Raw genomic sequence first — 23,449 nt, 5'->3', positions numbered from 1 at the left:
CAACGGCTTTCCCGCCATGGTCACTAGACTGGTGCGCTGCCCGCATCCGTTCCCGTCGAGAGGCCCGTGTCCGCCCATGAAGCTCGTCTTCGCCGGTACCCCCGAGGTCGCCGTTCCCGCCCTGGACGCTCTGCTCGCCTCCGGGCGGCACGAGGTGGCCGCCGTCGTCACCCGGCCCGACGCGCCGGCCGGGCGGGGCCGCAGGCTGGTCGCCTCGCCCGTGGCCGAGCGGGCGGAGGAGGCCGGGATCGAGGTGCTGAAGCCGGTCAAGCCGCGCGACCCGGAGTTCCTGGAGCGGCTGCGCGAGATCGCCCCGGACTGCTGCCCGGTCGTCGCGTACGGCGCCCTGCTGCCGCGCGTCGCCCTCGACATCCCCGCCCACGGCTGGGTCAACCTGCACTTCTCGCTGCTGCCCGCCTGGCGCGGCGCGGCCCCCGTGCAGCACTCGATCATGGCCGGTGACGAGATCACCGGGGCCTCCACCTTCCTGATCGAGGAAGGGCTCGACTCCGGGCCCGTCTACGGGACCGTCACCGAGGAGATCCGCCCCACCGACACCAGCGGCGACCTGCTGACCCGGCTCGCCTTCGCCGGGGCCGGGCTGCTGGCGGCGACCATGGACGGCATCGAGGACGGCACCCTGAAGGCCGTTCCGCAGCCCGCCGAGGGGATCAGCCTCGCGCCGAAGATCACCGTCGAGGACGCCCACGTCGACTGGACCGCGCCCGCCCTGCGGGTCGACCGGGTGGTGCGCGGGTGCACGCCGGCGCCGGGCGCGTGGACCACCTTCCGCGGTGAGCGGCTCAAGCTCGTCCAGGTCGCCCTCGTGCCCGAGCGGACCGATCTGGCGCCCGGCCGGCTGTCCGTCGGCAAGAACAACGTCTACGTCGGCACCGGCTCGCACGCCGTCGAGCTGCTGTGGGTCCAGGCGCAGGGCAAGAAGCCGATGCGGGCGGCGGACTGGGCGCGCGGGGTGCGGATCGCCGACGGGGAGACCGTCGGGGCCTGACGCGCCCGACCCGCCTGGCGCCCGACCCGCCTGACGCCCGGCGCGGCGGGTCCGCGCCCGACGTACGCTGGTCGCACACCGTATACAGAAAACCGGAGCACCTTTTCGTGAGCGACACCTCCCGGCGCCCCCGCAAACCCGGCAAGCCCTACCGCCGGCCCAAGAAGGACCCCGTCCGCGTCCTCGCCTTCGAGGCGCTGCGCGCCGTGGACGAGCGGGACGCCTACGCCAACCTCGTGCTGCCGCCGCTGCTGCGCAAGGCGCGGGAGAAGGAGGGGCCCGAGAAGTTCGACGGGCGGGACGCCGCGCTGGCCACCGAGCTGGTGTACGGGACGCTGCGCCGGCAGGGGACCTACGACGCGGTCATCGCGGCCTGCGTCGACCGGCCGCTGCGGGAGGTCGACCCGCCGGTGCTGGACGTGCTGAGCCTCGGTGCGCACCAGCTGCTCGGCACCCGGATCCCCACGCACGCCGCCGTCTCCGCCACCGTGGAACTGGCCCGCGTGGTGCTCGGCGACGGGCGCGCCAAGTTCGTCAACGCCGTGCTGAGGAAGGTGGCGCAGCACGATCTCGACGGCTGGCTGGAACGCGTCGCGCCGCCCTACGACGAGGACCCCGAGGACTACCTCTCCGTCGTCCACTCCCACCCGCGCTGGGTCGTCTCCGCGCTGTGGGACTCGCTCGGCGGCGGCCGTGACGGCATCGAGAAGCTGCTGGCCGCCGACAACGAGCGCCCCGAGGTGACCCTGGTCGCCCGCCCCGGCCGGGCCACGGCCGAGGAGCTGCTGGTCGAGGACGCCGCGGTGCCGGGACGCTGGTCGCCGTACGCCGTCCGGCTCACCGAGGGCGGCGAGCCCGGCGCCATCGAGGCCGTCCGGGAAGGCCGGGCCGGCGTGCAGGACGAGGGCAGCCAGCTCGTCGCGCTCGCCCTCGCCAACGCGCCCCTGGACGGGCCGGACGAGACGTGGCTGGACGGCTGCGCCGGCCCCGGCGGCAAGGCCGCGCTGCTCGCCGCGCTCGCCGCCGAACGGGGCGCCACACTGCTCGCCTCCGAGAAGCAGCCCCACCGGGCCGGGCTGGTCGCCAAGGCGCTGCACGGCAACCCCGGGCCCTACCAGGTCATCGCCGCCGACGGTACCCGCCCGCCGTGGCGGCCCGGCACCTTCGACCGGGTGCTGATGGACGTGCCCTGCACCGGGCTCGGCGCATTGCGCCGCCGCCCCGAGGCCCGCTGGCGGCGGCGCCCGGAGGACCTGGACGGCTTCGCGCCGCTCCAGCGCGCCCTGCTGCGCACCGCCCTGGAGTCCGTGCGCGTCGGCGGTATCGTCGGCTACGCCACCTGCTCGCCGCTGCTCCCCGAGACCCGTGCCGTCGTCGCCGACCTCCTCAAGCAGTTCCCGGCCACGGAACTCGTCGACGCCCGCCCCCTGCTGCCCGGCGTCCCCGACCTCGGCGACGGCCCCGACATCCAGCTGTGGCCCCACCTCCACGGCACGGACGCGATGTACCTGGCCCTGATCCGCCGCACGGCCTGAGAGACGGCGCTCCGACAGGGGCGCGGGGCGTGACATTCCACGGCTCCGCCGCGTGGGCGGCGACCAGCCACACACCACCCGCACGGGAAGTGAACTGCCGGCCATGGGGGCGCCACCGCCCAAGCACAGCGCAGCGCATACGCTTGGGTCATGGCCGTGCAGATCAACCCCAGCATCCTGTCCGCCGACTTCGCCCGGCTCGCCGACGAGGCGAAGGCGGTCGAAGGGGCCGACTGGCTCCATGTCGACGTCATGGACAACCATTTCGTCCCGAACCTCACGCTCGGCGTGCCGGTCGTAGAGTCCCTGGCCCGTGCGACGGACACTCCGCTGGACTGCCATCTGATGATCGAGGCCCCCGATCGCTGGGCGCCGCAGTATGTGGAAGCGGGGGCCTCCTCCGTCACCTTCCACGTCGAGGCCGCCGCGGCACCCGTGCGGCTGGCCCGGGAGATCCGGGCCAAGGGTGCCCGTGCCTCCATGGCCCTCAGGCCCGCCACGCCGATCGAGCCGTACGAGGACCTGCTCCCCGAGCTCGACATGCTGCTCATCATGACGGTGGAGCCGGGCTTCGGCGGCCAGGCGTTTCTCGACATCATGCTCCCGAAGATCCGCCGCACCCGGGAGCTGATCGGCAAGCATGGTCTCGAGCTGTGGCTCCAGGTGGACGGCGGAGTCTCGGCTTCCACCATCGAGCAGTGCGCCGACGCCGGCGCCGACGTCTTCGTCGCGGGATCGGCCGTGTACGGGGCATCGGACCCGGCCGAGGCGGTCCGTGCCCTGCGCAGCCAGGCGGAGGCGGCCACCGCCAAGGCGTCGTGGGCGTGCGACCACTGAGCGTCAGGAACGTGAACGGCGCCCATCAGGGCTGATCAAGCGCGCCGGATCTGCAAGGATGAACGGCGAATCCAGAGTGTGAACAGCAGTGAGGAGATCGCCGTGTCGGGTATGTCGGCGGGCCGGTCAGCCATGCGGATGGGACCCGCTGAGCTGGTGCAGGCGGCGGCCATGGCCCGCCGCTTCTACCTCGAGGGCAAGTCCAAGATCCAGATCGCGGAGGAGTTCGGCGTCAGCCGCTTCAAGGTGGCCCGGGTCCTGGAGACCGCCCTCGAACGGGACCTCGTACGCATCGAGATCCGTGTTCCGGCCGAGCTGGACGCCGAGCGCTCCGACGCGCTCCGCGCCCGCTACGGCCTCAGGCACGCCGTCGTGGTCGAGTCCCCGGCCGAGGCGGAGGAGAGCCCCGACCCCGAGAACCTGGGGGAGGTGGCCGCCGACCTGCTCGGCGAGCTGGTCAACGAGGGTGATGTGCTGGGTCTGGCCTGGGGCCGGTCCACCATCCACATGGCCGCGGCCCTGGACCGGCTGCCGCCGTGCACGGTGGTGCAGCTGACCGGCGTGTACGACGCGGGGACCTCCGAGCGCGGCTCGGTGGAGGCCGTGCGCCGCGCCGCCCAGGTGTCCGGCGGAGACGCCCACCCCATCTATGCGCCGATGCTGCTGCCGGACGCGGCCACCGCGGCCGCGCTGCGCAACCAGACCGGGATCGCCCGGGCCTTCGAGTACTTCGACAAGGTCACGGTCGCCTGTGTCTCCATCGGCTCCTGGGAGCCCGGTATCTCGACGGTGCACGACATGCTCAGCGACGAGGAGCGGGCGCACTACGCCTCGCTCGGCGTCGCCGCCGAGATGGCCGCGCACCTCTTCGACGCGGAGGGCCGGCGGATCGGCCGGGACCTGGGCGAGCGGTGCATCACGGTCAAGGCCGACCAGCTGCGCCGTATCCCCGAGGTCGTGGCGATCGCGGGCGGGCAGCGCAAGGGGCCCGCGATCGACGCGGTGCTGCGGTCCGGGCTGGTCACCAGCCTGGTCACGGACACCTCGGCCGCGGACTACCTGATGACGGCCGGGCCGACGCCGAAGCCCGCGCTCAACCGGGCGGACCCCGACGGACACTGACGGGTTCCGACGACGGGTGCCCCGGGGACGGCCGTGGCCGCATACGGCTGCGGTACGTCCTCGGTGTCCTCGCCGGTACACCGACGATCACCTCGACTCGTTCACGGCGGTGCTGACATGACGGAACGCGTGGTCACGCTGGACCTCGACGGGGTCACCGACAAGGCGGGGCTGATGGACCGCTGCGCCCGCGCCCTCGGCCTGCCCGACTGGTTCGGCCGGAACTGGGACGCGCTCGCCGACAGCCTCGGTGACCACACCCTGTGGCCGGAGGGCGCCGTCGAACAGGGGCTGCGGGTCGTCGTACGGAACTGGCGGGGGTACGCGCAGGCGCGGCCGGACGAGTGGGAGACCGCTCAGGAGGTGTTCGGGCAGGCGGCGGACCACACCCCGGCGCTCTCCGTGCACCTCGCCCTTGGAGGATCCTCCCAATGACTCTCTGACCAGCCTGGATGAACTGCCCGTACCTGGGGATACGGGCGGCATGGGACAATGAAGTACGTGCTCTTTCCCCCTGGCTGACCTGTCCGGGGGCCACCTTTGATCGACTGGGATGTGCAGCACGTGCGTTTCCTCAATGACATCCAGCCCTCGTACGACCTGACGTACGACGATGTGTTCATGGTGCCGAGCCGCAGCGCGGTCGGCTCCCGTCAGGGCGTGGACCTCAGCTCCCCGGACGGCACGGGCACCACGATTCCGCTCGTCGTCGCCAACATGACCGCCATCGCCGGCCGCCGGATGGCCGAGACGGTGGCCCGGCGCGGCGGCCTCGTGGTCATCCCGCAGGACATCCCGATCGAGGTCGTCACCGACGTCGTCTCCTGGGTCAAGAGCCGCCACCTGGTGCTCGACACCCCGATCGTGCTGGCTCCCCACCAGACCGTCGCCGACGCGCTGTCGCTGCTGGGCAAGCGGGCGCACAACGCCGGTGTCGTCGTCGACGAGGACCACCGGCCGGTCGGCGTCGTCACCGACCGGGACCTGACCGGCGTCGACCGCTTCACCCAGCTCGAAGTGGTCATGTCCAAGGACCTGCTCCTGCTGGACGCCGACATCGACCCGCGCGAGGCCTTCAACACCCTCGACCACCACAACCGGCGCTACGCCCCGGCGGTCGACAAGGACGGCAAGCTCGCCGGCATCCTCACCCGCAAGGGCGCCCTGCGCGCCACGCTGTACACGCCCGCCGTCGACGCTCAGGGCCGGCTGCGGATCGCCGCCGCCGTGGGCATCAACGGCGATGTGGCGGGCAAGGCGAAGCAGCTGCTCGACGCGGGCGTCGACACGCTCGTCATCGACACCGCGCACGGCCACCAGGAGTCGATGATCAGCGCCATCAAGCTGGTCCGCGCGCTCGACCCGCAGGTGCCGATCGTGGCGGGCAACATCGTCTCCGCCGAGGGCGTGAAGGACCTGATCGACGCGGGCGCGGACATCATCAAGGTCGGCGTCGGCCCCGGCGCCATGTGCACCACCCGCATGATGACCGGCGTCGGCCGGCCGCAGTTCTCCGCGGTGCTGGAGTGCGCCGCCGAGGCGAAGAAGTACGGCAAGCACGTGTGGGCCGACGGCGGTGTCCGTCACCCGCGTGACGTGGCGATGGCCCTCGCGGCCGGCGCGTCCAACGTGATGATCGGCTCGTGGTTCGCGGGCACCTACGAGTCCCCGGGCGACCTCCAGCACGACGCGGACGGCCGCGCGTACAAGGAGTCGTTCGGCATGGCCTCCGCGCGCGCGGTGCGCAACCGGACCTCGGAGGAGTCGGCGTACGACCGCGCCCGCAAGGCGCTGTTCGAGGAGGGCATCTCCACCTCCCGCATGTTCCTCGACCCGGCCCGCCCGGGTGTCGAGGACCTGATCGACTCGATCATCGCGGGCGTCCGCTCCTCCTGCACCTACGCCGGTGCCGCCTCCCTGGAGGAGTTCGCCGAGAAGGCGATCGTCGGCATCCAGAGCGCCGCGGGCTACGCCGAGGGCAAGCCGCTGCACGCCAGCTGGAGCTGATCCGCTCCCCCTCTTCCGAAGGCCCTCGTCCGCCCGCTCGCCGGGACGGACGGGGGCCTTCGTCGTTTCCCCCGAAACCCACCCGGAACCACCGCGACGCAACACTCGAAAGCCCTCGCGCAACGAAGCCCCGCCTTCTCCGCAGGAACGCAATGATCTTTCGGGTATGCGCAAGGTTGCTGCATTACAGCCGCAACGCCCCACCCATAGAGTGCTGCGCTGTACGTGGCGTGGCGGGGACCCCGCTCGGTGGGTTCCGGCTGTCGCCGGGTGCCCGCCGGTCCCCGTCGCCCTGAACGGCAGCGAGAAGGAGCCAGCGCGTGCTCGACCAAGGCGCACCCCCGCAGAACCGCACTCAGCCAGCCCCGGGCGTCGTCACGCGCCTGATGCGCCGCAAGCCCGTGGAACGCCTGGTCGCGGAGGGCGGCCAGGGTGAGGGAGGCTCGCTCAGGCGCTCTCTGGGCCTGTGGCAGCTCACCATGATCAGCATCGGTGCCACCCTCGGCACCGGCATCTTCGTCGTCCTCGGCGACGCCGTTCCCGAGGCCGGTCCCGCGGTCACCCTCGCGTTCGTCATCGCCGGTCTCACGGCGCTGTTCTCGGCCCTGTCGTACGCCGAGCTGGCCGGCAGCATCCCGGTCGCCGGCTCCTCCTACTCGTATGCGTACGCAACGATGGGCGAGCTGGTCGCCTGGGTCTGCGGCTGGTGTCTGGTGCTGGAGTACGGCGTGTCGGTGGCCGCCGTCGCCGTCGGCTGGGGCGAGTACCTCAACGAGCTGCTGAACGGCACGATCGGTGTGACCATCCCGGCCGTGCTGTCCTCGGCGCCGGGTGAGGGCGGGATCATCAACCTGCCCGCGCTGATCGTCGTGCTGCTGGCGATGGTGTTCCTGCTCGGCGGCGTGCGCGAGTCCGCCCGCGCCAACACGATCATGGTCGCCGTCAAGGTCGCCGCGCTGGTGCTGTTCTGCGCCGTCGGCTTCATGGGCTTCAAGTCCGGGAACTACGCCGACTTCATGCCGCTCGGCATGGCCGGCGTCAGCGCCGCCGGCGCCACCCTGTTCTTCTCGTACATCGGCTTCGACGCCGCCTCCACCGCCGGTGAGGAGGCCAAGGACCCGAAGAAGGACCTGCCTCGGGCGATCATGCTCTCGCTGATCATCGTCACCGCGCTGTACGTGCTGGTCGCGGGTGTCGCCGTCGGCGCCTGGCACTGGACGAAGTTCGAGGGCTCGGACGCCTCCCTCGCCGCGATCATGAACGATGTCAGTGGCCAGTCCTTCTGGGGCACCCTGCTCGCCCTCGGCGCCGTCATCTCCATCGCCAGCGTCGTGCTCACCGTGCTCTACGGCCAGACCCGCATCCTCTTCGCGATGTCCCGCGACGGCCTGGTCCCCAAGGCGCTCGGCAAGATCAACCCGAAGACCGGCGCCCCGCGCCTGAACACGGTGGTCGTCTCCCTGTTCTGCGGTGTGCTCGCCGCGCTGATCCCGCTGGGCAAGCTCGTCGACGCCACCAGCATCGGCACGCTGTTCGCCTTCGCCCTGGTCAACATCGCGGTGATCGTGCTCCGCTACAAGCGCCCGGAGCTGGAGCGCACCTTCAAGGTGCCGTTCGGCCCGGTGCTGCCGGTGCTGGGCTTCCTCTTCTGCGCGTACAACATGTTCAGCCTCGACACCGTCACCTGGGTGGTCTTCGGGTTCTGGATGGCCGCCGGTCTCGTGTTCTACTTCCTGTACGGCTATCGCCGGTCGCGGCTCGCCGCCCCGGCGGCCACGGCAGAAGCACCATCAGAAGCGAAGTGAACCACCCCCTGTGCTGAACGATCTCGACGAACGCATCGTGCACGCCCTCGCCGAGGACGCCCGCCGCTCCTACGCGGACATCGGGCAGCTGGTCGGCCTGTCCGCGCCCGCCGTGAAACGGCGCGTGGACCGGCTGCGCGCCACCGGAGCCATCACCGGATTCACCGTACGGGTGGACCCGGCGGCGCTCGGCTGGGAGACCGAGGGGTTCGTCGAGATCTACTGCCGCCGCAACACCTCGCCGGAGACCATCCAGCGGGGTCTGGAGCGCTACCAGGAGGTCGTGGCCGCGTCCACCGTCACCGGGGACGCGGACGCGGTCGCCCAGGTCTTCGCCTCCGACATGCGGCACTTCGAACGGGTCCTGGAGCGGATCGCCGGGGAGCCGTTCGTCGAGCGCACCAAGTCGGTGCTCGTCCTCTCGCCGCTGCTGCGCCGCTTCTCGTCGGGCTCCCCGACCTGAGCCGTACGGCCGCGCAGAAGCGCTCGCACGACCGCCGCCTCCCACCCCCTGGGGAGGCGGCGGTCGTGCTTTCGGCGGGGCGGGAACCGGCGGCGAGCCCTTGTCCCGAGGGGGCACTCCAGGGCGCGCAACGAATCGCCGCCGGTCCTCGATCGGACGCAACGAACCGCGCACGAGCGCGCAACGGCTCCTCCTTGTCCGCCCGAGCCCGCCGCCCGTACGGTCTACGTGGCCCCCACACCCATCCGTCCCGGTGAGGAACACGCATGCGTATCGCCCTGCTCCAGAGCTCCGGCCGACCCGGTTCGACCGTCGAGAACCTCAAGGTCCTCGACGAGGCCGCGGGCCGGGCCGCCGCCGCGGGCGCGGGGCTGCTGGTCGCTCCGGAGATGTTCCTGACCGGCTACGCCATCGGCGACGACATCGGCCGCCTCGCCGAGCCCGCCGACGGTGACTCCGCCGACGCGATCGCCGAGATCGCCTCGCGCCACGGCCTGGCGGTCGCGTACGGCTACCCGGAGCGCGCCGACGCGACCGTCTTCAACTCCGCCCAGCTGATCTCCGCCGACGGCACCCGCCTGGCCAACTACCGCAAGACCCACCTCTTCGGCTGCTTCGAGCGCGACCACTTCACGCCGGGCGAGCAGCCGGTGGTCCAGGCGGAGATCGACGGCGTCCGCGTCGGGATCATGATCTGCTACGACGTGGAGTTCCCGGAGAACGTCCGCGGCCACGCCCTGGCGGGCACCGACCTGCTGCTGGTGCCGACGGCCCAGATGCACCCGTTCCAGTTCGTCGCCGAGCACTTGGTCCCGGTGCGGGCCTTCGAGAACCAGATGTACGTCGCGTACGTCAACCGGGTCGGCGCGGAGGGCGAGTTCGAGTTCGTCGGGCTCTCCACCCTGGCCGGACCCGACGGCATCGCCCGCACCCGGGCCGGCCGCGCCGAGGAACTGGTGTTCGCGGACGTGGACCCCGCCTTCCTCGCCGCCTCCCGCGAGGCCAACCCGTATCTGCAGGACCGCCGCCCCGGCCTCTACGGCTCCCTCGTCTGAGCCGCCCCCAGCCTCCCCCTGTTTCACCACGTGCAAGGAGTCCGTACCCCATGACGTCCACGGTGCCCAACGCCGTCGAACACGCCGACGAGCAGCAGCCGCCGATCACCATGTTCGGCCCGGACTTCCCCTACGCGTACGACGACTTCCTCGCCCACCCGGCGGGGCTCGGTCAGGTACCCGCGACCGAGCACGGCACGGAGGTCGCGGTCATCGGCGGCGGTCTGTCCGGCATCGTCGCGGCCTACGAGCTGATGAAGATGGGCCTCAAGCCCGTCGTCTACGAGGCCGACCAGATCGGCGGCCGGCTGCGCACCGTCGGCTTCGAGGGCTGCGACGAGTCCCTGACCGCCGAGATGGGCGCGATGCGCTTCCCGCCGTCCTCCACTGCCCTCCAGCACTACATCGACCTGGTCGGCCTCGAGACCAGGCCCTTCCCGAACCCGCTCGCGGAGGCCACCCCCTCGACCGTCGTCGACCTCAAGGGCGAGACGCACTACGCCGAGACCATCGACGACCTGCCGCAGGTCTACCGGGACGTCGCCGAGGCCTGGAACAAGTGCCTGGAGGAGGGCGCCGACTTCTCCGACATGAACCGGGCCATGCGCGAGCGGGACGTCCCGCGCATCCGGGAGATCTGGTCGCAGCTCGTCGAGAAGCTCGACAACCAGACCTTCTACGGCTTCCTCTGCGACTCCGAGGCCTTCAAGTCCTTCCGGCACCGCGAGATCTTCGGCCAGGTCGGCTTCGGCACCGGCGGCTGGGACACGGACTTCCCGAACTCCATCCTGGAGATCCTGCGGGTCGTCTACACCGAGGCCGACGACCACCACCGCGGCATCGTCGGCGGCTCCCAGCAGCTGCCGCTGCGCCTGTGGGAGCGCGAGCCGGAGAAGATCGTCCACTGGGAGTACGGCACCTCGCTCGCCAAGCTGCACGACGGCGGCCAGCCCAAGCCGGCCGTGACCCGGCTGCACCGCACCGCGGGCAACCAGATCACCGTGACCGACGCGAACGGCGACATCCGCACCTACAAGGCGGCGATCTTCACCGCCCAGTCCTGGATGCTGCTGTCCAAGATCGCCTGCGACGACTCGCTCTTCCCGATCGACCACTGGACGGCGATCGAGCGCACCCACTACATGGAGTCCTCCAAGCTCTTCGTCCCGGTCGACCGGCCCTTCTGGCTGGACAAGGACGAGGAGACCGGCCGGGACGTCATGTCGATGACGCTCACCGACCGGATGACTCGCGGCACCTACCTGCTGGACGACGGCCCGGACAAGCCCGCCGTCATCTGCCTGTCGTACACCTGGTGCGACGACAGCCTGAAGTGGCTGCCGCTGTCCGCGAACGAGCGGATGGAGGTCATGCTGAAGTCGCTCGGCGAGATCTACCCGAAGGTCGACATCCGGAAGCACATCATCGGCAACCCGGTGACGGTCTCCTGGGAGAACGAGCCCTACTTCATGGGCGCGTTCAAGGCCAACCTGCCGGGTCACTACCGCTACCAGCGGCGCCTGTTCACCCACTTCATGCAGGACCGGCTGCCCGAGGACAAGCGGGGCATCTTCCTCGCCGGTGACGACATCTCCTGGACGGCCGGCTGGGCCGAGGGCGCGATCCAGACCGCGCTGAACGCGGTCTGGGGCGTGATGCACCACTTCGGCGGTACGACCGACCCGTCCAACCCCGGCCCGGGCGACGTCTACGACGAGATCGCGCCGGTCGAGCTGCCGGAGGACTGAGGCACCGGAGAGGTCAGACGCCGGCCGCGCGGGCCTTGTCGTAGACCTGCTCGGCCACGTCCACCAGTTCCCGGGCGTCACGCGGGGAGCCGAGGAAGTCGATCAGGATCTCCTCCAGGCCGATCTCCGCGTACGGGACCAGGTCGGCCACGATCTGGTCGACGCTGCCCTGGAAGGGCCGGCGGTCGGAGCCGTCGTACGTCCGCGGCGTGTACTGCGCGTTGACCCGCAGCACCGTCTGGAGAGGAGCGGTACGGCCCCGCTCGGCCGCGAGGTCCTGGAGCCGTCGCCACTCCTCGGCCAGGGCGTCGGCGTTCATGGCCACCGGCAGCCAGCCGTCGGCGTGGTCGACGAGCCGGCGCCTGGCCTTCGGGCTCGAGGCGGCCAGCAGCAGGGGAATGGGCCGGGCGGGCTTGGGGCCGACCACGGCGGAGGCGATCGTCGTGGTCGGCCCCTCGTGGACGACGGGGTCCGGGCCCCACACCGCCCGGCACACCTCGATCAGCTCGTCCAGCACCCGGCCGCGCTCCTCGAACGGCCGGATCCCGGCGGCGGCGTACTCGTCCAGCGACCAGCCGGTGCCGAACCCGGCGATCACCCGGCCGCCGCTCGCCGCGTCCAGCGTGGCGAGCGTCCTGGCGAGCTGGAACGGCACGTGCAGCGGTGCCACCAGCACGCTCGTGCCCAGCCGGGCCCGCTCGGTGGCCGCCGCCGCGAGGGTCAGCGTGACCAGCGGGTCGGCGACATGCCGGTAGAAGTCGGGCCACGGCAGGCCCTCGACGCCGTAGAGCCCCTGGGTGGCGGGTTCGGGGAATAACGCGCGTTCGAAGACCCAGAGGCTCTCGTAGCCGATGCGCTCGGCGGCGCGGGCCACGTCCGGCACGTCCCGGCCGAGGTCGTACTGCCGCGCCTGGGGGAGACCGAGGCCGAGTCGGATCGCCATATGTGTGTGCTCCTTCGCGTCAGCGACTGCTGAATGGATCATTCAACTTACAACGATTCAGTTCAGGACTGCCTGGTGAGCGGGGTGCGGTTGGCTCGATCAGGCCGGTAGCGGAGTGAGCATCATCCGTCCTGCGAAGCCCACAGCGGCGTCCAGACGTTCGACGAACTCCTCGGTGAGATCGGGCAGTCGGCGCATCGCCCACAGCGCCCGCGCCGCCGCCCAGGTCGCGTCCCGTGCCCGCTCCAGGCTCCACGAGCCGAGCAGATGGGTGAGCGGGTCGGCGATCTGGAGCAGATCGGGGCCCGGCATCAGATCCTCGCGGATGCGCTCCTCCAGCGTCACGAGGAGGTCGCCCACGCGGTCGAACTCATCCTCCAGATCGGCCGGTTCGCATCCCAACGTACGACACGCGTCCACGACGGCGAGCGCCAGATCGTGCCCGATGTGCGCGTTGATGCCCGCCAGCGCGAACTGCAGCGGACGTACGCCGGGATGTCGGCGGAACTGGAACAGCGGCCGCCAGCAGGCCGGCGGGCGACGCTCCTCGGCGGCCGCGTCGACCGCCGCGAGATAGCGCTCCGCGAACCGTACGTCCAGGGTGATCGCGGCCCGTGGGTCCGGGAACCGGCCGGTGTCGATCCGCCGGTCGACCGCCTCGGTGACGGCGAGGTAGACGCGGTTGAAGACCGCGACTCCGTCCCGCGGGGGCAGGGATGCGTCGAGGGCGCGCATTCGGGAGACGACCGCGTCGACGGGAGTGGTGAAGTGTTCCAACTGCGCCATGGGGGCAGCGTCCCAGCCGTAGGCTTCCCGGCGTGGCGGCGAGCCCGACGCTTCCCCGGAACGGGGGAACGGGACCGTCGCACGGGAGAGTGAGCCGTGGGGGAGACGGCGACACGAGGGGGGATCGGGACGTGTCAGGCTTACGTGCCCGGCGGCTGGCCGAGCGCAGGGCCGCGCGCCGGCGTGCCGTCCGGCGCAACGCGATGGTGGCGGCGGCCTCGGTCGTGGTCGCGGTCGGTGCCGTGACCGGCATGGTGTCCGCGCTCGCCGACCGGCCGGCCGTGGACGAGGCCAGGACCGCCGAGACGTCCCGGGCACCCCGGCCGGACCCGCTGCCCGTCGAGCCGTCGCCGTCCCCGGCGCCGACGACGGCTTCCGCCTCCGCCTCGCCCTCGCCCAGTGCGACGCCGGAGGAGCGCCAGTCGGCCACGCCGTCGCCCAGCCGCGCCGAGCGCACCCCGCGGAGCGCCCCCGTGTCCACCCGTCTCTACCGCCACCCCGAGTCCCGGGTCCTGGACTGGGTGCGCACCAACCCCGAGGACCCCCGCCGCGACGTCATCCGGGAGCGCATCGCGGACCAGCCCGCGTCGGTGTGGTTCGCCGACTTCACGCCCGCGACGATCACCGCCCGGGTCGCGGCCGTCACCTCCGGCGCCGCCGCCGAGGGCCGGGTGCCCGTGCTCGTGCCGTACGCGATCCCGGACCGTGACTGCGGCGGCCACTCGCAGGGCGGAGCGCCCGACCTGGACGCCTACGACGCGTGGATCGACCGGTTCGCCGCCGGGCTGGGCTCGGGTGAGGTGATCGTCGTCCTGGAGCCCGACTCGGTCGCGCAGGCCGAGTGTCTCCCGGCCCGCGAACGGGCCGACCGGTTCGCCTCGCTGGCCCGCGCGGGCCGGGTGCTCAAGGCCGCCAACCCGAAGGCCCGCGTCTACTACGACGCGGGCCACTCCGGCTGGCACCCGGCCGCCCGGCAGGCGGAGCTGCTGCGGCAGGCGGGCGCCGCCTCGGCCGCCTCCTCCGACGGCATCTTCAGCAACGTCTCCAACTTCCACCGCACGGCCGACGAGATCGCCTACGACCGGCGCGTGCTGGACGCCCTCGGCGGTCCGGCGGACCTGGGCGCGGTGATCGACACCAGCCGCAACGGCAACGGTGCCCCGGCCGACGGCCAGTGGTGCGACCCGGCGGGCCGCAAGCTCGGCCGGACCCCGACCCTGACCACCGGCGAGGAGCGCGTCGACGCCTACCTGTGGGTCAAGCTGCCGGGGGAGTCGGACGGCTGCAAGGGGACGCCGGGCACCTTCACGCCGTCGTACGCCTACGACTTGGCGCGCTGAGGCGCCTGGTCGGCTTCCGTGTCGTAGGAGCTGGTGCCCTCGTCGAGCAGGGGCTCCTGCGTTTTGAGGTGGGCGGGGGCGAAGGCGCGCAGCGCGTGGTAGCCGGTGATGACGACCAGCGTGCCGAGTGCGATCCCGCTGAGCGAGAAGTTGTCGGTGATCTGCAGGGAGACGTTGCCGACGCCGATGATGATGCCCGCCGCGGCCGGCACCAGGTTCAGCGGATTGCGCAGGTCCACCTTGGCGTTGATCCAGATCTGGGCGCCGAGCAGGCCGATCATGCCGTACAGGATGACGGTGATGCCGCCGAGCACCCCGCCCGGGATCGCGGCCACGACCGCGCCGAACTTGGGGCAGAGGCCGAACAGCAGGGCGAAGGCGGCGGCGGTCCAGTAGGCGGCCGTGGAGTAGACCCGGGTCGCGGCCATCACGCCGATGTTCTCGGAGTACGTGGTGGTGGGCGGGCCGCCGACCGCGGTGGACAGCATCGAGCCGACGCCGTCGGCGGAGATCGCCGTGCCGAGCTTGTCGTCCAGCGGGTCGCCGGTCATCTCCCCGACCGCCTTGACGTGTCCGGCGTTCTCCGCGACCAGGGCGATCACGACGGGCAGCGCGACCAGGATCGCCGACCAATCGAAGGACGGGCCGTGGAAGGAGGGCAGTCCGATCCAGTCGGCCTGGCCGACCGCCGAGAAGTCGAGGCGCCAGTGGTCGGTGATCTTGCCGCTGCCGTCCACCGAGTGGATCTTGCCGAAGACCAGGTCGAAGACCCAGGAGATGCCGTAGCCGAAGACCAGGCCGAGGAAGATCGCGATCCGGGACCAGAAGCCGCGCAGGCAGACGACGGCCAGACCCGTGAACAGCATCACGAGCAGCGCGGTCCACTGGTCCTGCGGCCAGTAGGTGGACGCCGTCACGGGGGCCAGGTTGAAGCCGATCAGCATCACGACCGCGCCGGTGACGATCGGCGGCATGGCGGCGTGGATGATCCGCGCCCCGAACCGCTGCACGGCGAGGCCCACCAGGAACAGCGCCACGCCGACGACGAACACCGCGCCGGTCACCGTGGCGCTCGTACCGCCCTGCGCGCGGATGACCGCGGCGACGCCCACGAACGACAGCGAGCAGCCGAGATAGCTGGGCACCCGGCCGCGGGTGGCGAGGAGGAACACGATTGTCGCCACGCCCGACATCATGATCGCGAGGTTCGGGTCCAGGCCCATCAGCACCGGGGCCACGAATGACGCGCCGAACATGGCCACCACATGCTGGGCGCCGAGTCCCGCCGTGCGGGGCCAGGAGAGCCGTTCGTCGGGGCGGACGACGGCTCCGGGGGCCGGGGTGCGTCCGTCGCCGTGCAGTTTCCAGCGGACGCCGAGATCCATGAGGTTTCGCTTTCGTTCGTGCGTGCGAGGGCCGTCGACCATTGTCCCTGGCGCGGGAGGGTGCTGAGCGCCCGCTTAGGGTGGGGTGGTTGAACGTTCCGAGGTCTGCCTCAGGCCCACGTCAGGAGTCCCCGCCCGTGACCGCCGAAGCCCCGGCAGGAGCACGGCCCGTGGAGCGAGGAGTTCAGGGCCGTGGGTCGGGAACCGCTGCGTCCGGGCGCGTGACCTTCGGGCGATCCCGGTCACCGGCCCGCAGCACGCCCGCGAACCCGGCGAGCCCGCAGGACAACAGCGTGACCAGGCCGAACGACACCACCAGGCTGGTCGCCTGGGCGAGTCCGCCGATCGCACTGGGGGCGATCAGCCCCGAGGTGTACGTGATGGTCGCGACGCCCGCGATGGCCTGAGCGGGGTTGGGGCCGCTGCGGCCCGCCGCCGCGAAGCACAGCGGGACGACCACGGCGATGCCGAGACCCATCAGGGCGAACCCCGTCATCGCCACCGCCGGATGCCCGGCGAGGACGATCAGCGCACCGCCGAGGGCTGCCAGCACCCCGCCCCAGCGGACCGTCCGTACCGCGCCGAAACGGTCCACCACCTTGTCGCCCGCGAACCGGGCGACCGCCATGGTGAGCGTGAACCCGGTGGTGCAGGCCGCCGCCAGACCGGCCGAGGAGCCCAGCTCGTCGCGGAGATAGACCGCCGACCAGTCCAGGCTCGCGCCCTCCGCGAACACCGCGCAGAACCCGACCGCGCCGATCAGCACCGCCGAACGCGGCGGCAGCGCGAACCGGGGCGGGGGCTCCTCGTCCTCGGCGGGCTGGAGGTCGAGCACCCAGGAGCAGGCCACCGCGCCCGCCACGGTCAGCGCTCCGGCCGCCAGCGCGTGGTGCAGCCGGGCGTCGGAGCCGAGGTGGGCGGCGAGGGTGCCGGCCGCCGAGCCGAGCAGCGCGCCCGCGCTCCACATGCCGTGCAGGCCGGACATGATCGACCGGCCGAGCCGGTTCTCCACCTCCACGCCGAGGGCGTTCATCGCCACGTCCGCCATGCCCGCGGTGGCCCCGAAGGCGAACAGGGCCAGACAGAGCGTCGCCAGGTTGGGCGCCAGGGACGGCAGGAGCAGCGACAGCGTCCACAGCGCCAGCAGTCCGCGCAGGGCCGTACGGGCACCGAAGCGGTGGCTGACCCAGCCCGCGAGCGGCATCGCGACGGACGCGCCGAGCGCCGGGAAGGCGAGGGCGAGGCCCAGCTGGCCCGCGCTCACCCCGGCGTGGTCCTGGATCCAGGGGACCCGGGTCGCGAACGAGCCGGTGACCGCTCCGTGCACGGTGAACACGGCGGCCACGGCGTACCGGGCACGGCGTATGACGCGTTGCTCGTAGACCCCTTCGACCATTGCACTCATTCTCCGGCCCCTCCCCGGGTGACTGTCACCCCGTGCGCTCTGCCGCCGTTCCGCCGCGTAAACTATCAGGGACCCTGCCTGATAGATAGGGATTATTCATGGCCGCCCGTAGCGCGGGACCGCCTGTCTGGAAGGATCCCGGCATGCCCGCATCCCCGAGCACCGCCCGAGCCATCAACGACCGGCTCGCCTTGCGGCTCCTCCAGCAGGAAGGACCGCTGACGGCGGGGCAGTTGAAGCAGCTGACCGGACTGTCCCGGCCGACCGTGGCCGACCTCGTCGAACGCCTCACCGCCGCCGGGCTCATCGAGGTCGTCGGCGAGGCCGGGGCGCAGCGGCGCGGGCCCAACGCCAGGCTGTACGGCATCGTCGCCGACCGGGCCCACCTCGCCGCGCTCGACGTGCGCACCGAGGGTGTCTCCGTGGTCGTCTCCGACCTGCTCGGGCGGGTGCTCGCCGAGGCGTCCGCGCCGATCCGCGACGACGCCGGCACCGGGCCCGCGGTGGAGCAGGCGGTCGCCCTCGTCGAACGGGCCGCCAAGGAGGCCGGCGCCGACCGGCTGCACACCGTCGGGATCGGCGCACCCGGCCTGATCGACCCGGCGAGCGGCGACCTGCGCGACTCGTCGGGTCTTCCCGCGTGGCACCGGCGCCTGGTCGCCGCGCTGGCGGAACGGCTCCCCGAGGCCCGCGTCATCGTCGAGAACGAGACCAACCTCGCGGCCCTCGCCGAACAGCGCGACGGAGGCGCCCGCGACCGCGACACCTTCGTCCTGCTCTGGCTCGGCCACGGCACCGGCGCGGCGGTCGTCCTCGACGGCCGGCTACGCCGCGGGGCCTCCGGCGGCACCGGTGAGATCGGCTTCCTGCCGGTGCCGGGGACCACCGGCCTGCCGTCGGCGACCGACTGCGAGGGCGGCTTCCACTCGCTGGCGGGGGCGGCGGCGATCGAGCGGCTGGCGGGGGAGTACGGCGTGACGGCGCCGAGGGCGGGGGCCGGGCCGTGGGCGGCGGAGCTGGTGGGGGTGGCGGTGGACGCGGTGTCGGGCAGCCGTACCGCCGAAGCGGAAGCCGGGGCCGAAGCCGGAGCGGAAGCCGGAGCCGGAGCGGAAGCCGGAGCCGGAGCCGGAGCGGAAGCCGGAGCCGAAGCGGAAGCCGGAGCCGGAGCCGGAGCCGGAGCCGAAGCGGAAGCCGGAGCCGAAGCGGAAGCGGAAGCCGGTGCCGAAGCCGGTGCCCAAGCCGAAGCGGAAGCCGGTGCCGAAGCCGGTGCCGAAGCCGGTACCCAAGCCGAAGCCGGTGCTCGGATCCCCGGGGCCGGAGCCTCGGGAGGCACCCCATCGGTCGGCCGCGGCCTTGCCGGTGATGTCGTCGCCGACGATGCCCCGGCCGATTCCCCGTCCCCCGAGGCCCGTTTCCTCGATGCCCTCGCCGACCGGCTCGCCGTCGGCGTCGCCTCCGTCGTGGCCGTTCTGGACCCCGGGTGCGTGGTGCTGGGCGGTGAGGTCGGGCAGGCCGGGGGAGCGGCGCTCGCCGCGCGCGTGGAGGCGCGGATCCGGCGGATCTCGCCGCTGGCCACCGAGGTGCGGCCGAGCGCCCTGGGCGGCGGCGCGGTGCTCCGCGGAGCGCTGCTGACCGCGCGGGACCGCGCCCAGGACGAGCTGTTCGCACCGCCGGAGAGATGACCCGGGAGCTAACGCCCGGTGTGGCCGCTGCCGAAGCGTGCCGTCAGGTAGTCCTCGAACGTGCCCTTCCCCACGGCCCGTTCCGGAGTGAGGTGGCCGCCCGCGCGGAAGGCGCGGTACGCGGCGCCCCACAGCGGCACGCGGAGCAGCGGTCGTCGGCGGCCCGTCGCCGTCAGATACGCCCGGGCCAGTGAGTCGAGCGACCGCACCTGGGGGCCGCCCATGTCCTCGGCCCGCCCGACCGGACCGCCGAGTGCCAGCTCCGCCAGCCGGTCGGCGACCTCCGTCACCTCGATCGGCTGGTCCGGCACCCCGGCCGGCAGCGGCATCACCGGCGACTTGGCGAGCGCCTGGAACAGCTGGACCAGCAGATCGTGGAACTGGGTCGTCCGCAGCACGGTCCAGCCCAGCCCCGACTCCTCGACGCGCCGCTCCACGGCGAGCTTGGTCCGGTAGTAGCCGAACGGCACCCGGTCGACGCCGACGATGGAGATGTAGACCAGGTGCCCCACCCCCGCCCGCCGTGCCGCCTCGATCAGATGGCCGGCCGCCTGCTCGTCCCCGCCGCGCGGGCTGCTCGCGCAGTGCACGATCGTGTCCACGCCCGCGACGGCCGCGTCCAGCCCGCTGCCTCCCGTCCGCAGATCGACGGCGTACGGCTGTGCGTGCCGGCTGAGCACGCGGACCTCGTGCCCGTCGCCCCTCAGCCGCTCGGTGACGACCCGGCCGAGAGTTCCGGTGCCGCCGGTCACCAGGATCGTGGTCATGCTGTTCAGCCCCTTCGGACGTGGGCGCTCCCGGGCGGAACACCCTTCGTCAGCAGAGACCGACTACCCGCCGCGAAATGTGACAGCGCCCGCTACGACCGGGTGATCCGGCGGCGTACGAAGCCGAGCTTGTCCGGGTTCAGCACCACCCGCACATGCGCGATCAGACCGTCCCGCAACTCGAACGCGACGACACCGGCGAGCGTGTCACCCGCCCACGCGGCCAGCCCGCTCTCGCCGTTGATCTCGACCGGCGTGTACTCCAGGCCCGCGGCGAACCGCTCGAGGACACCCACCACGAGCCGGCCCACCTTCGCGCGCCCCACGACCGGCCGCTGGGCCGTCCGGACCGTGCCGCCGCCGTCGCTGGACCAGGTGACATCGGCGGCGAGCAGCTTCTCCAGGCCCGCCAGATCGCCGTCCCGGGCCGCCGCGACGAAGGAGGCGACCAGTTCCTCGCGCCGCTCGGGCGCCGGCTCGAACCGGGACCGCGGCTCACCCACCCGCCGCACCGCCCGCCGGTAGAGCTGACGGCAGTTGGCCTCGCCCAGCTCCAGGACCTCGGCGATCTCCCGGTGGCCGTATCCGAACGCCTCGCGCAGCACGTACACGGCGCGCTCGGTCGGCGTGAGCCGTTCCAGCAGGACCAGCAGCGCCATGGACACGGCGTCCCGCTGTTCGGCGGACTCGAGTGGGCCGAGCGTGCCGTCGGAGGTGACCACCGGCTCCGGCAGCCAGGTGCCGACGTACTGCTCGCGCCGGGCCCGGGCCGAGGTCAGCCGGTTGAGGCTGAGGTTGGTGACGACCTTGGCGAGCCAGGCCCCCGGATGCTCGATCCGCGTACGGTCGGTGCCGCTGAAGCGCAGATAGGCGTCCTGGACGGTGTCCTCGGCCTCGTCGGCGGAGCCCAGCAGACGGTAGGCCAGGCCGAACAGCCGGGGCCGGTGGTGTTCGAACTCGTCTGCGGTGTCGTCCGTGCTCGCGGTCGTCATACCGGTCACCCTGCCAGAGCCCGTGCTCCGGCAGGGTGCGGGGAGGGGGTGGAGAGACCCGGCGGCGGGCAAGGGCCGTCGTCACCGCCGCCGGGCCGGTCAGCGTGGGGTCAGCAGGCGCCCAGGTCCTGCCAGACCCCCCATTCGCCGGTGGTGCCGGGCTCCTCACCCTTCGTCCACCACTTGGCCTTCCACGAGTGCCCCTTGTGGGACACGGTCGAACCGCCCGTGTACTCGGTGGCCGTGTTCCACGCGGGCGCGGTGCAGGCGCCGGGCGTCGGGGTCGGCGTCGGAGTCGGGTTCGTGGGGTCCGGAGAGGGCGACGTGCCCGAGCCCGGCTCCACCACCGTGGTGCCGCGCGCCAGATCCCCGGCGAGCGCGTACGTCGTGCCGGCGATGGTCACCGTCCAGTTCCACGGGGTGGACACCGGCAGGTAGTAGTTGAAGGACAGCTCCACCGACGCGCCCGGCGCCAGCGACTGCCAGCTCGGCAGCTTCAGCGAGACGCGGTGGAAGTCGCCCTTCAGCCCGCCGACGTTGTTCCCCGTGTGGTCGCTGCTGATCACCTTCGCGCCGAAGCCCGACTGGTCGGAGGCGTTGCCGGGGGCCGCGGTGGAGTAGTCGAACCGGAACTCCGTACCGCCCGGCAGCGTCGTCTTCGTGTTGTTGGTGATCTTCACCTTGGGAGTGATCGGGTAGTTGGAGTCGCCGAGCTTGAACTCCCCGAACTCCACGCCGATGTTCACCGCCTTGTCGGGCAGCGCCTGGTTCGAGACCTTCGCGCCGTACGGGGCGGCCGACTTGAACTTCTCGTACATCAGGGTGGTCAGCGTGGAGCCGGGCTCGTACTGGCCCTTGGCGGCGTTCCAGGCGAAGTCGCCCGCCAGCTCCCACACCATCGTGCCGCCGATGCCCCGGTCGACGACGTAGTCGGCCTTCGCGGCCACCGACTGCTCGTCCTCCGTGGACAGGAACACCTTCTTCTCGGCGTTCCACAGCCACGGCGCGACCAGCGTCGCGTCGTACTTGCGGGCGTACGTCCCGGTGAGCTTGGTGTCGGCGGGGAAGCCGTACTTCGTCACGTAGTCCCCGACGACGCCCTTCTCCAGGTTCTTGGCGTGCCACATCGGGTTCGAACCGGCCGGGGACTCCTTGCCGTTGTCGTCCTTGTCGTGCCACAGGTTGTCGATGCCGACGGCACCGTCACCGCACTTGGTCAGACCGGAGCCGGCCGGGCAGGTGGTGGCGGGCGCCTTGCCCCACAGACCGTCCGTGCCGCCGGTGACGTTCTTGAAGCCCCGCGTGTAGTAGGGGAGTCCGATGTTGATGCGACCGGCCGGCATCGAGCCGCGGAAGTAGTGGTAGGCCCAGTCGGTGTTCAGATAGCCGATCCCGCCGTACTGGGACGCGGAGTACACGCCCGCGGCGGCGAGTTCGGCGTCCTTGCCGTCGTCGAAGAGGGAGGCGTTCGGGCCGACGTACTCGTTCCAGGCGCCGTGCAGGTCGTACGACATGATGTTGACGTAGTCCAGGTACTTCTGGACCTGGAAGGTCTCCATGCCGCGGAGCAGATAGCCGGACGAGGGGGCCGCCACCGACAGCAGATAGTGCCTGCCGTCCGCCGCGCCCGCGCGGTCGAGCTTCTCCCGGAGCGTCTTCATCAGGGCCGCGTACCCCTTGACCAGGCCGGCCCGGCGGGCGTTGGCGAAGGACCAGTCGAGCGGGTTGCCCGCGTCCTTCATGGTCGTCGGGTACTCGTAGTCGATGTCGACGCCGTTGAAGCCGTACTTCCGGATGAACGCGACCGCCGAGTCCGCGAAGGTGTCGATCCCGGCCTGGTTGACCGAGCCGTCCGCGTTGGTGGCCATCGCGTAGAAGCCGCCGGAGTTCACCCGCTTGCCGCTGTCGTCGAAGTAGCCGCCGGTCTCGGCCCAGCCGCCCACCGAGATCAGCGTCTTGACGTTCGGGTGCTGCTTCTTGAACTTGTTCAGCAGGTTGAAATGACCCTTGTACGGGAACTCCGGGTCCATTTCCGCGCCAGTGACCCCGGGCCAGGTCATGCCGGTGGCCGCGTTCGTCGCACTGTCCGTGCCGACGGAAATCTTGTTGTTTCCGTCGATATGAGCGAAGGCGTAGTTGAGGTGCGTGACCTTGTCCCAGGGGATGTCCGGGGCCAGGTACGCGGGCGTGCCGTCCTTGCCGGTACGCCAGCCGGTGAAGTAGCCGATCACCCGGCGCTGGTGGTCGGCGCCCATCTTCTCCCGGCCCTCGGTGTCGTAGACCGAGCAGTACGGGACGTCGACGCCCGGAGTCTTGTAGAGGCCGTCGGGGCGACAGGACTCCTGGTCGGCGGCGTGCGAGACGGTCGCCGGGAGGCCGGCGAGCAGCAGACCCGCGACGGCGCCGGCGGCCGCGAGCAGGGCGGGTCCGCCCCGGTGACGTGAGGGGGACAGCACAGTCGGTTCCTCTCCACGGAAGTTGCGCAGACCCTAGAGAGGACTAGACCAGTGAGTCAATAGGTATGGACCAATCTCAAGGGTGGGTGCCCGCCCGGGAGTTGGCGCGCTC

Annotated in this window: 19 protein-coding genes; 12 read left to right on the top strand and 7 right to left on the bottom strand. The window is 71.9% G+C overall.

Annotation, left to right across the window (positions count from 1 at the left end; all coding sequences use genetic code 11):
• Positions 1-76 precede the first annotated feature (76 nt).
• From fmt to ACZ42A_RS30040, 10 genes are all read left to right on the top strand, one after another.
• Entirely contained in the window at positions 77-1,009 is a 933-nt protein-coding gene (gene fmt / locus ACZ42A_RS30085) for a methionyl-tRNA formyltransferase (protein WP_468530436.1), read from the top strand.
• A gap of 107 nt (positions 1,010-1,116) precedes the next feature.
• Positions 1,117-2,544 (top strand): RsmB/NOP family class I SAM-dependent RNA methyltransferase, encoded by a 1,428-nt coding sequence (locus tag ACZ42A_RS30080; RefSeq protein ID WP_468530435.1) that lies wholly within the window; start codon positions 1,117-1,119, stop codon positions 2,542-2,544.
• 150 nt (positions 2,545-2,694) lie between these two features.
• Positions 2,695-3,381, top strand: a complete 687-nt coding sequence (gene rpe / locus ACZ42A_RS30075) for a ribulose-phosphate 3-epimerase (RefSeq protein ID WP_468530434.1) — start codon at positions 2,695-2,697, stop codon at positions 3,379-3,381.
• A gap of 78 nt (positions 3,382-3,459) precedes the next feature.
• Positions 3,460-4,503 carry a sugar-binding transcriptional regulator gene (locus ACZ42A_RS30070; RefSeq protein ID WP_468530433.1) on the top strand — a complete coding sequence of 348 codons (1,044 nt, stop codon included), beginning with the start codon at positions 3,460-3,462 and terminating at the stop codon, positions 4,501-4,503.
• A 117-nt stretch (positions 4,504-4,620) separates the two neighbouring features.
• Positions 4,621-4,938, top strand: a complete 318-nt coding sequence (locus ACZ42A_RS30065; RefSeq protein ID WP_468530432.1) for a barstar family protein — start codon at positions 4,621-4,623, stop codon at positions 4,936-4,938.
• Between the two features lie 129 nt (positions 4,939-5,067).
• Positions 5,068-6,510: a GuaB1 family IMP dehydrogenase-related protein gene (locus ACZ42A_RS30060; protein WP_468530431.1), complete on the top strand. Its 1,443-nt coding sequence runs from the start codon at positions 5,068-5,070 to the stop codon at positions 6,508-6,510.
• Positions 6,511-6,830: 320 nt separating this feature from the next.
• Positions 6,831-8,315, top strand: coding sequence for an amino acid permease (locus tag ACZ42A_RS30055; RefSeq protein WP_468530430.1), 1,485 nt, complete (start codon positions 6,831-6,833; stop codon positions 8,313-8,315).
• A 10-nt stretch (positions 8,316-8,325) separates the two neighbouring features.
• On the top strand, positions 8,326-8,778 hold the full coding sequence (locus ACZ42A_RS30050) for an Lrp/AsnC family transcriptional regulator (RefSeq protein ID WP_093551890.1): 453 nt from the start codon (positions 8,326-8,328) through the stop codon (positions 8,776-8,778).
• Between the two features lie 266 nt (positions 8,779-9,044).
• Positions 9,045-9,833: a carbon-nitrogen hydrolase family protein gene (locus ACZ42A_RS30045; RefSeq protein ID WP_468530429.1), complete on the top strand. Its 789-nt coding sequence runs from the start codon at positions 9,045-9,047 to the stop codon at positions 9,831-9,833.
• Between the two features lie 50 nt (positions 9,834-9,883).
• Positions 9,884-11,581: a flavin monoamine oxidase family protein gene (locus tag ACZ42A_RS30040; protein WP_468530428.1), complete on the top strand. Its 1,698-nt coding sequence runs from the start codon at positions 9,884-9,886 to the stop codon at positions 11,579-11,581.
• 13 nt (positions 11,582-11,594) lie between these two features.
• Here the strand turns inward: ACZ42A_RS30040 and ACZ42A_RS30035 are convergent, their stop codons facing one another.
• Both ACZ42A_RS30035 and ACZ42A_RS30030 read right to left on the bottom strand, forming a co-directional pair.
• Positions 11,595-12,524: an LLM class F420-dependent oxidoreductase gene (locus ACZ42A_RS30035; RefSeq protein WP_468530427.1), complete on the bottom strand. Its 930-nt coding sequence runs from the start codon at positions 12,522-12,524 to the stop codon at positions 11,595-11,597.
• 99 nt (positions 12,525-12,623) lie between these two features.
• Positions 12,624-13,310 carry a DUF5995 family protein gene (locus tag ACZ42A_RS30030; protein WP_468530426.1) on the bottom strand — a complete coding sequence of 229 codons (687 nt, stop codon included), beginning with the start codon at positions 13,308-13,310 and terminating at the stop codon, positions 12,624-12,626.
• A gap of 203 nt (positions 13,311-13,513) precedes the next feature.
• On the opposite strand from ACZ42A_RS30030, the gene ACZ42A_RS30025 reads away from it, so the two are divergent.
• A complete protein-coding gene (locus tag ACZ42A_RS30025) occupies positions 13,514-14,650 on the top strand; it encodes a glycoside hydrolase family 6 protein (protein WP_468530604.1) in 1,137 nt (378 codons plus the stop codon).
• Here ACZ42A_RS30025 and ACZ42A_RS30020 read toward each other — a convergent pair.
• Positions 14,632-16,035: a uracil-xanthine permease family protein gene (locus ACZ42A_RS30020; protein ID WP_468530425.1), complete on the bottom strand. Its 1,404-nt coding sequence runs from the start codon at positions 16,033-16,035 to the stop codon at positions 14,632-14,634. The two genes, ACZ42A_RS30025 and ACZ42A_RS30020, sit on opposite strands and share 19 nt — an antisense overlap.
• 184 nt (positions 16,036-16,219) lie before the next feature.
• Positions 16,220-17,431: an MFS transporter gene (locus tag ACZ42A_RS30015; RefSeq protein WP_468530603.1), complete on the bottom strand. Its 1,212-nt coding sequence runs from the start codon at positions 17,429-17,431 to the stop codon at positions 16,220-16,222.
• 152 nt (positions 17,432-17,583) lie between these two features.
• On the opposite strand from ACZ42A_RS30015, the gene ACZ42A_RS30010 reads away from it, so the two are divergent.
• A complete protein-coding gene (locus ACZ42A_RS30010; RefSeq protein WP_468530424.1) occupies positions 17,584-19,122 on the top strand; it encodes an ROK family transcriptional regulator in 1,539 nt (512 codons plus the stop codon).
• Positions 19,123-19,130: 8 nt separating this feature from the next.
• Here ACZ42A_RS30010 and ACZ42A_RS30005 read toward each other — a convergent pair whose 3' ends face one another.
• The 3 genes from ACZ42A_RS30005 to ACZ42A_RS29995 form a co-directional block, all read right to left on the bottom strand.
• Positions 19,131-19,889 carry an SDR family oxidoreductase gene (locus tag ACZ42A_RS30005; protein ID WP_468530423.1) on the bottom strand — a complete coding sequence of 253 codons (759 nt, stop codon included), beginning with the start codon at positions 19,887-19,889 and terminating at the stop codon, positions 19,131-19,133.
• 92 nt (positions 19,890-19,981) lie between these two features.
• Positions 19,982-20,881, bottom strand: coding sequence for an RNA polymerase sigma-70 factor (locus ACZ42A_RS30000; RefSeq protein ID WP_468530422.1), 900 nt, complete (start codon positions 20,879-20,881; stop codon positions 19,982-19,984).
• A 110-nt stretch (positions 20,882-20,991) separates the two neighbouring features.
• A complete protein-coding gene (locus tag ACZ42A_RS29995; protein WP_468530421.1) occupies positions 20,992-23,337 on the bottom strand; it encodes a chitinase C-terminal domain-containing protein in 2,346 nt (781 codons plus the stop codon).
• Positions 23,338-23,449 lie beyond the last annotated feature (112 nt).

It is taken from the genome of Streptomyces sp. NPDC030838, assembly GCF_055572035.1.
The sequence above is the reverse complement of the archived record's forward strand: the minus strand, read 5'-3'. Positions and strand labels throughout refer to the sequence as shown.

Excerpts from the sequence above, each read along its gene's own strand:
- ACZ42A_RS30030 (WP_468530426.1), bottom strand. The coding sequence starts at position 13,310 with ATGGCGCAGTTGGAACACTTCACCACTCCCGTCGACGCGGTCGTCTCC.
- ACZ42A_RS30025 (WP_468530604.1), top strand. The coding sequence starts at position 13,514 with ATGGTGGCGGCGGCCTCGGTCGTGGTCGCGGTCGGTGCCGTGACCGGC.
- ACZ42A_RS30010 (WP_468530424.1), top strand. The coding sequence starts at position 17,584 with ATGCCCGCATCCCCGAGCACCGCCCGAGCCATCAACGACCGGCTCGCC.
- ACZ42A_RS30000 (WP_468530422.1), bottom strand. The coding sequence starts at position 20,881 with ATGACGACCGCGAGCACGGACGACACCGCAGACGAGTTCGAACACCAC.
- fmt (WP_468530436.1), top strand. The coding sequence starts at position 77 with ATGAAGCTCGTCTTCGCCGGTACCCCCGAGGTCGCCGTTCCCGCCCTG.
- ACZ42A_RS30040 (WP_468530428.1), top strand. The coding sequence starts at position 9,884 with ATGACGTCCACGGTGCCCAACGCCGTCGAACACGCCGACGAGCAGCAG.
- ACZ42A_RS30065 (WP_468530432.1), top strand. The coding sequence starts at position 4,621 with ATGACGGAACGCGTGGTCACGCTGGACCTCGACGGGGTCACCGACAAG.
- rpe (WP_468530434.1), top strand. The coding sequence starts at position 2,695 with ATGGCCGTGCAGATCAACCCCAGCATCCTGTCCGCCGACTTCGCCCGG.
- ACZ42A_RS30020 (WP_468530425.1), bottom strand. The coding sequence starts at position 16,035 with ATGGATCTCGGCGTCCGCTGGAAACTGCACGGCGACGGACGCACCCCG.
- ACZ42A_RS30005 (WP_468530423.1), bottom strand. The coding sequence starts at position 19,889 with ATGACCACGATCCTGGTGACCGGCGGCACCGGAACTCTCGGCCGGGTC.
- ACZ42A_RS30045 (WP_468530429.1), top strand. The coding sequence starts at position 9,045 with ATGCGTATCGCCCTGCTCCAGAGCTCCGGCCGACCCGGTTCGACCGTC.
- ACZ42A_RS30035 (WP_468530427.1), bottom strand. The coding sequence starts at position 12,524 with ATGGCGATCCGACTCGGCCTCGGTCTCCCCCAGGCGCGGCAGTACGAC.
- ACZ42A_RS30015 (WP_468530603.1), bottom strand. The coding sequence starts at position 17,431 with ATGGTCGAAGGGGTCTACGAGCAACGCGTCATACGCCGTGCCCGGTAC.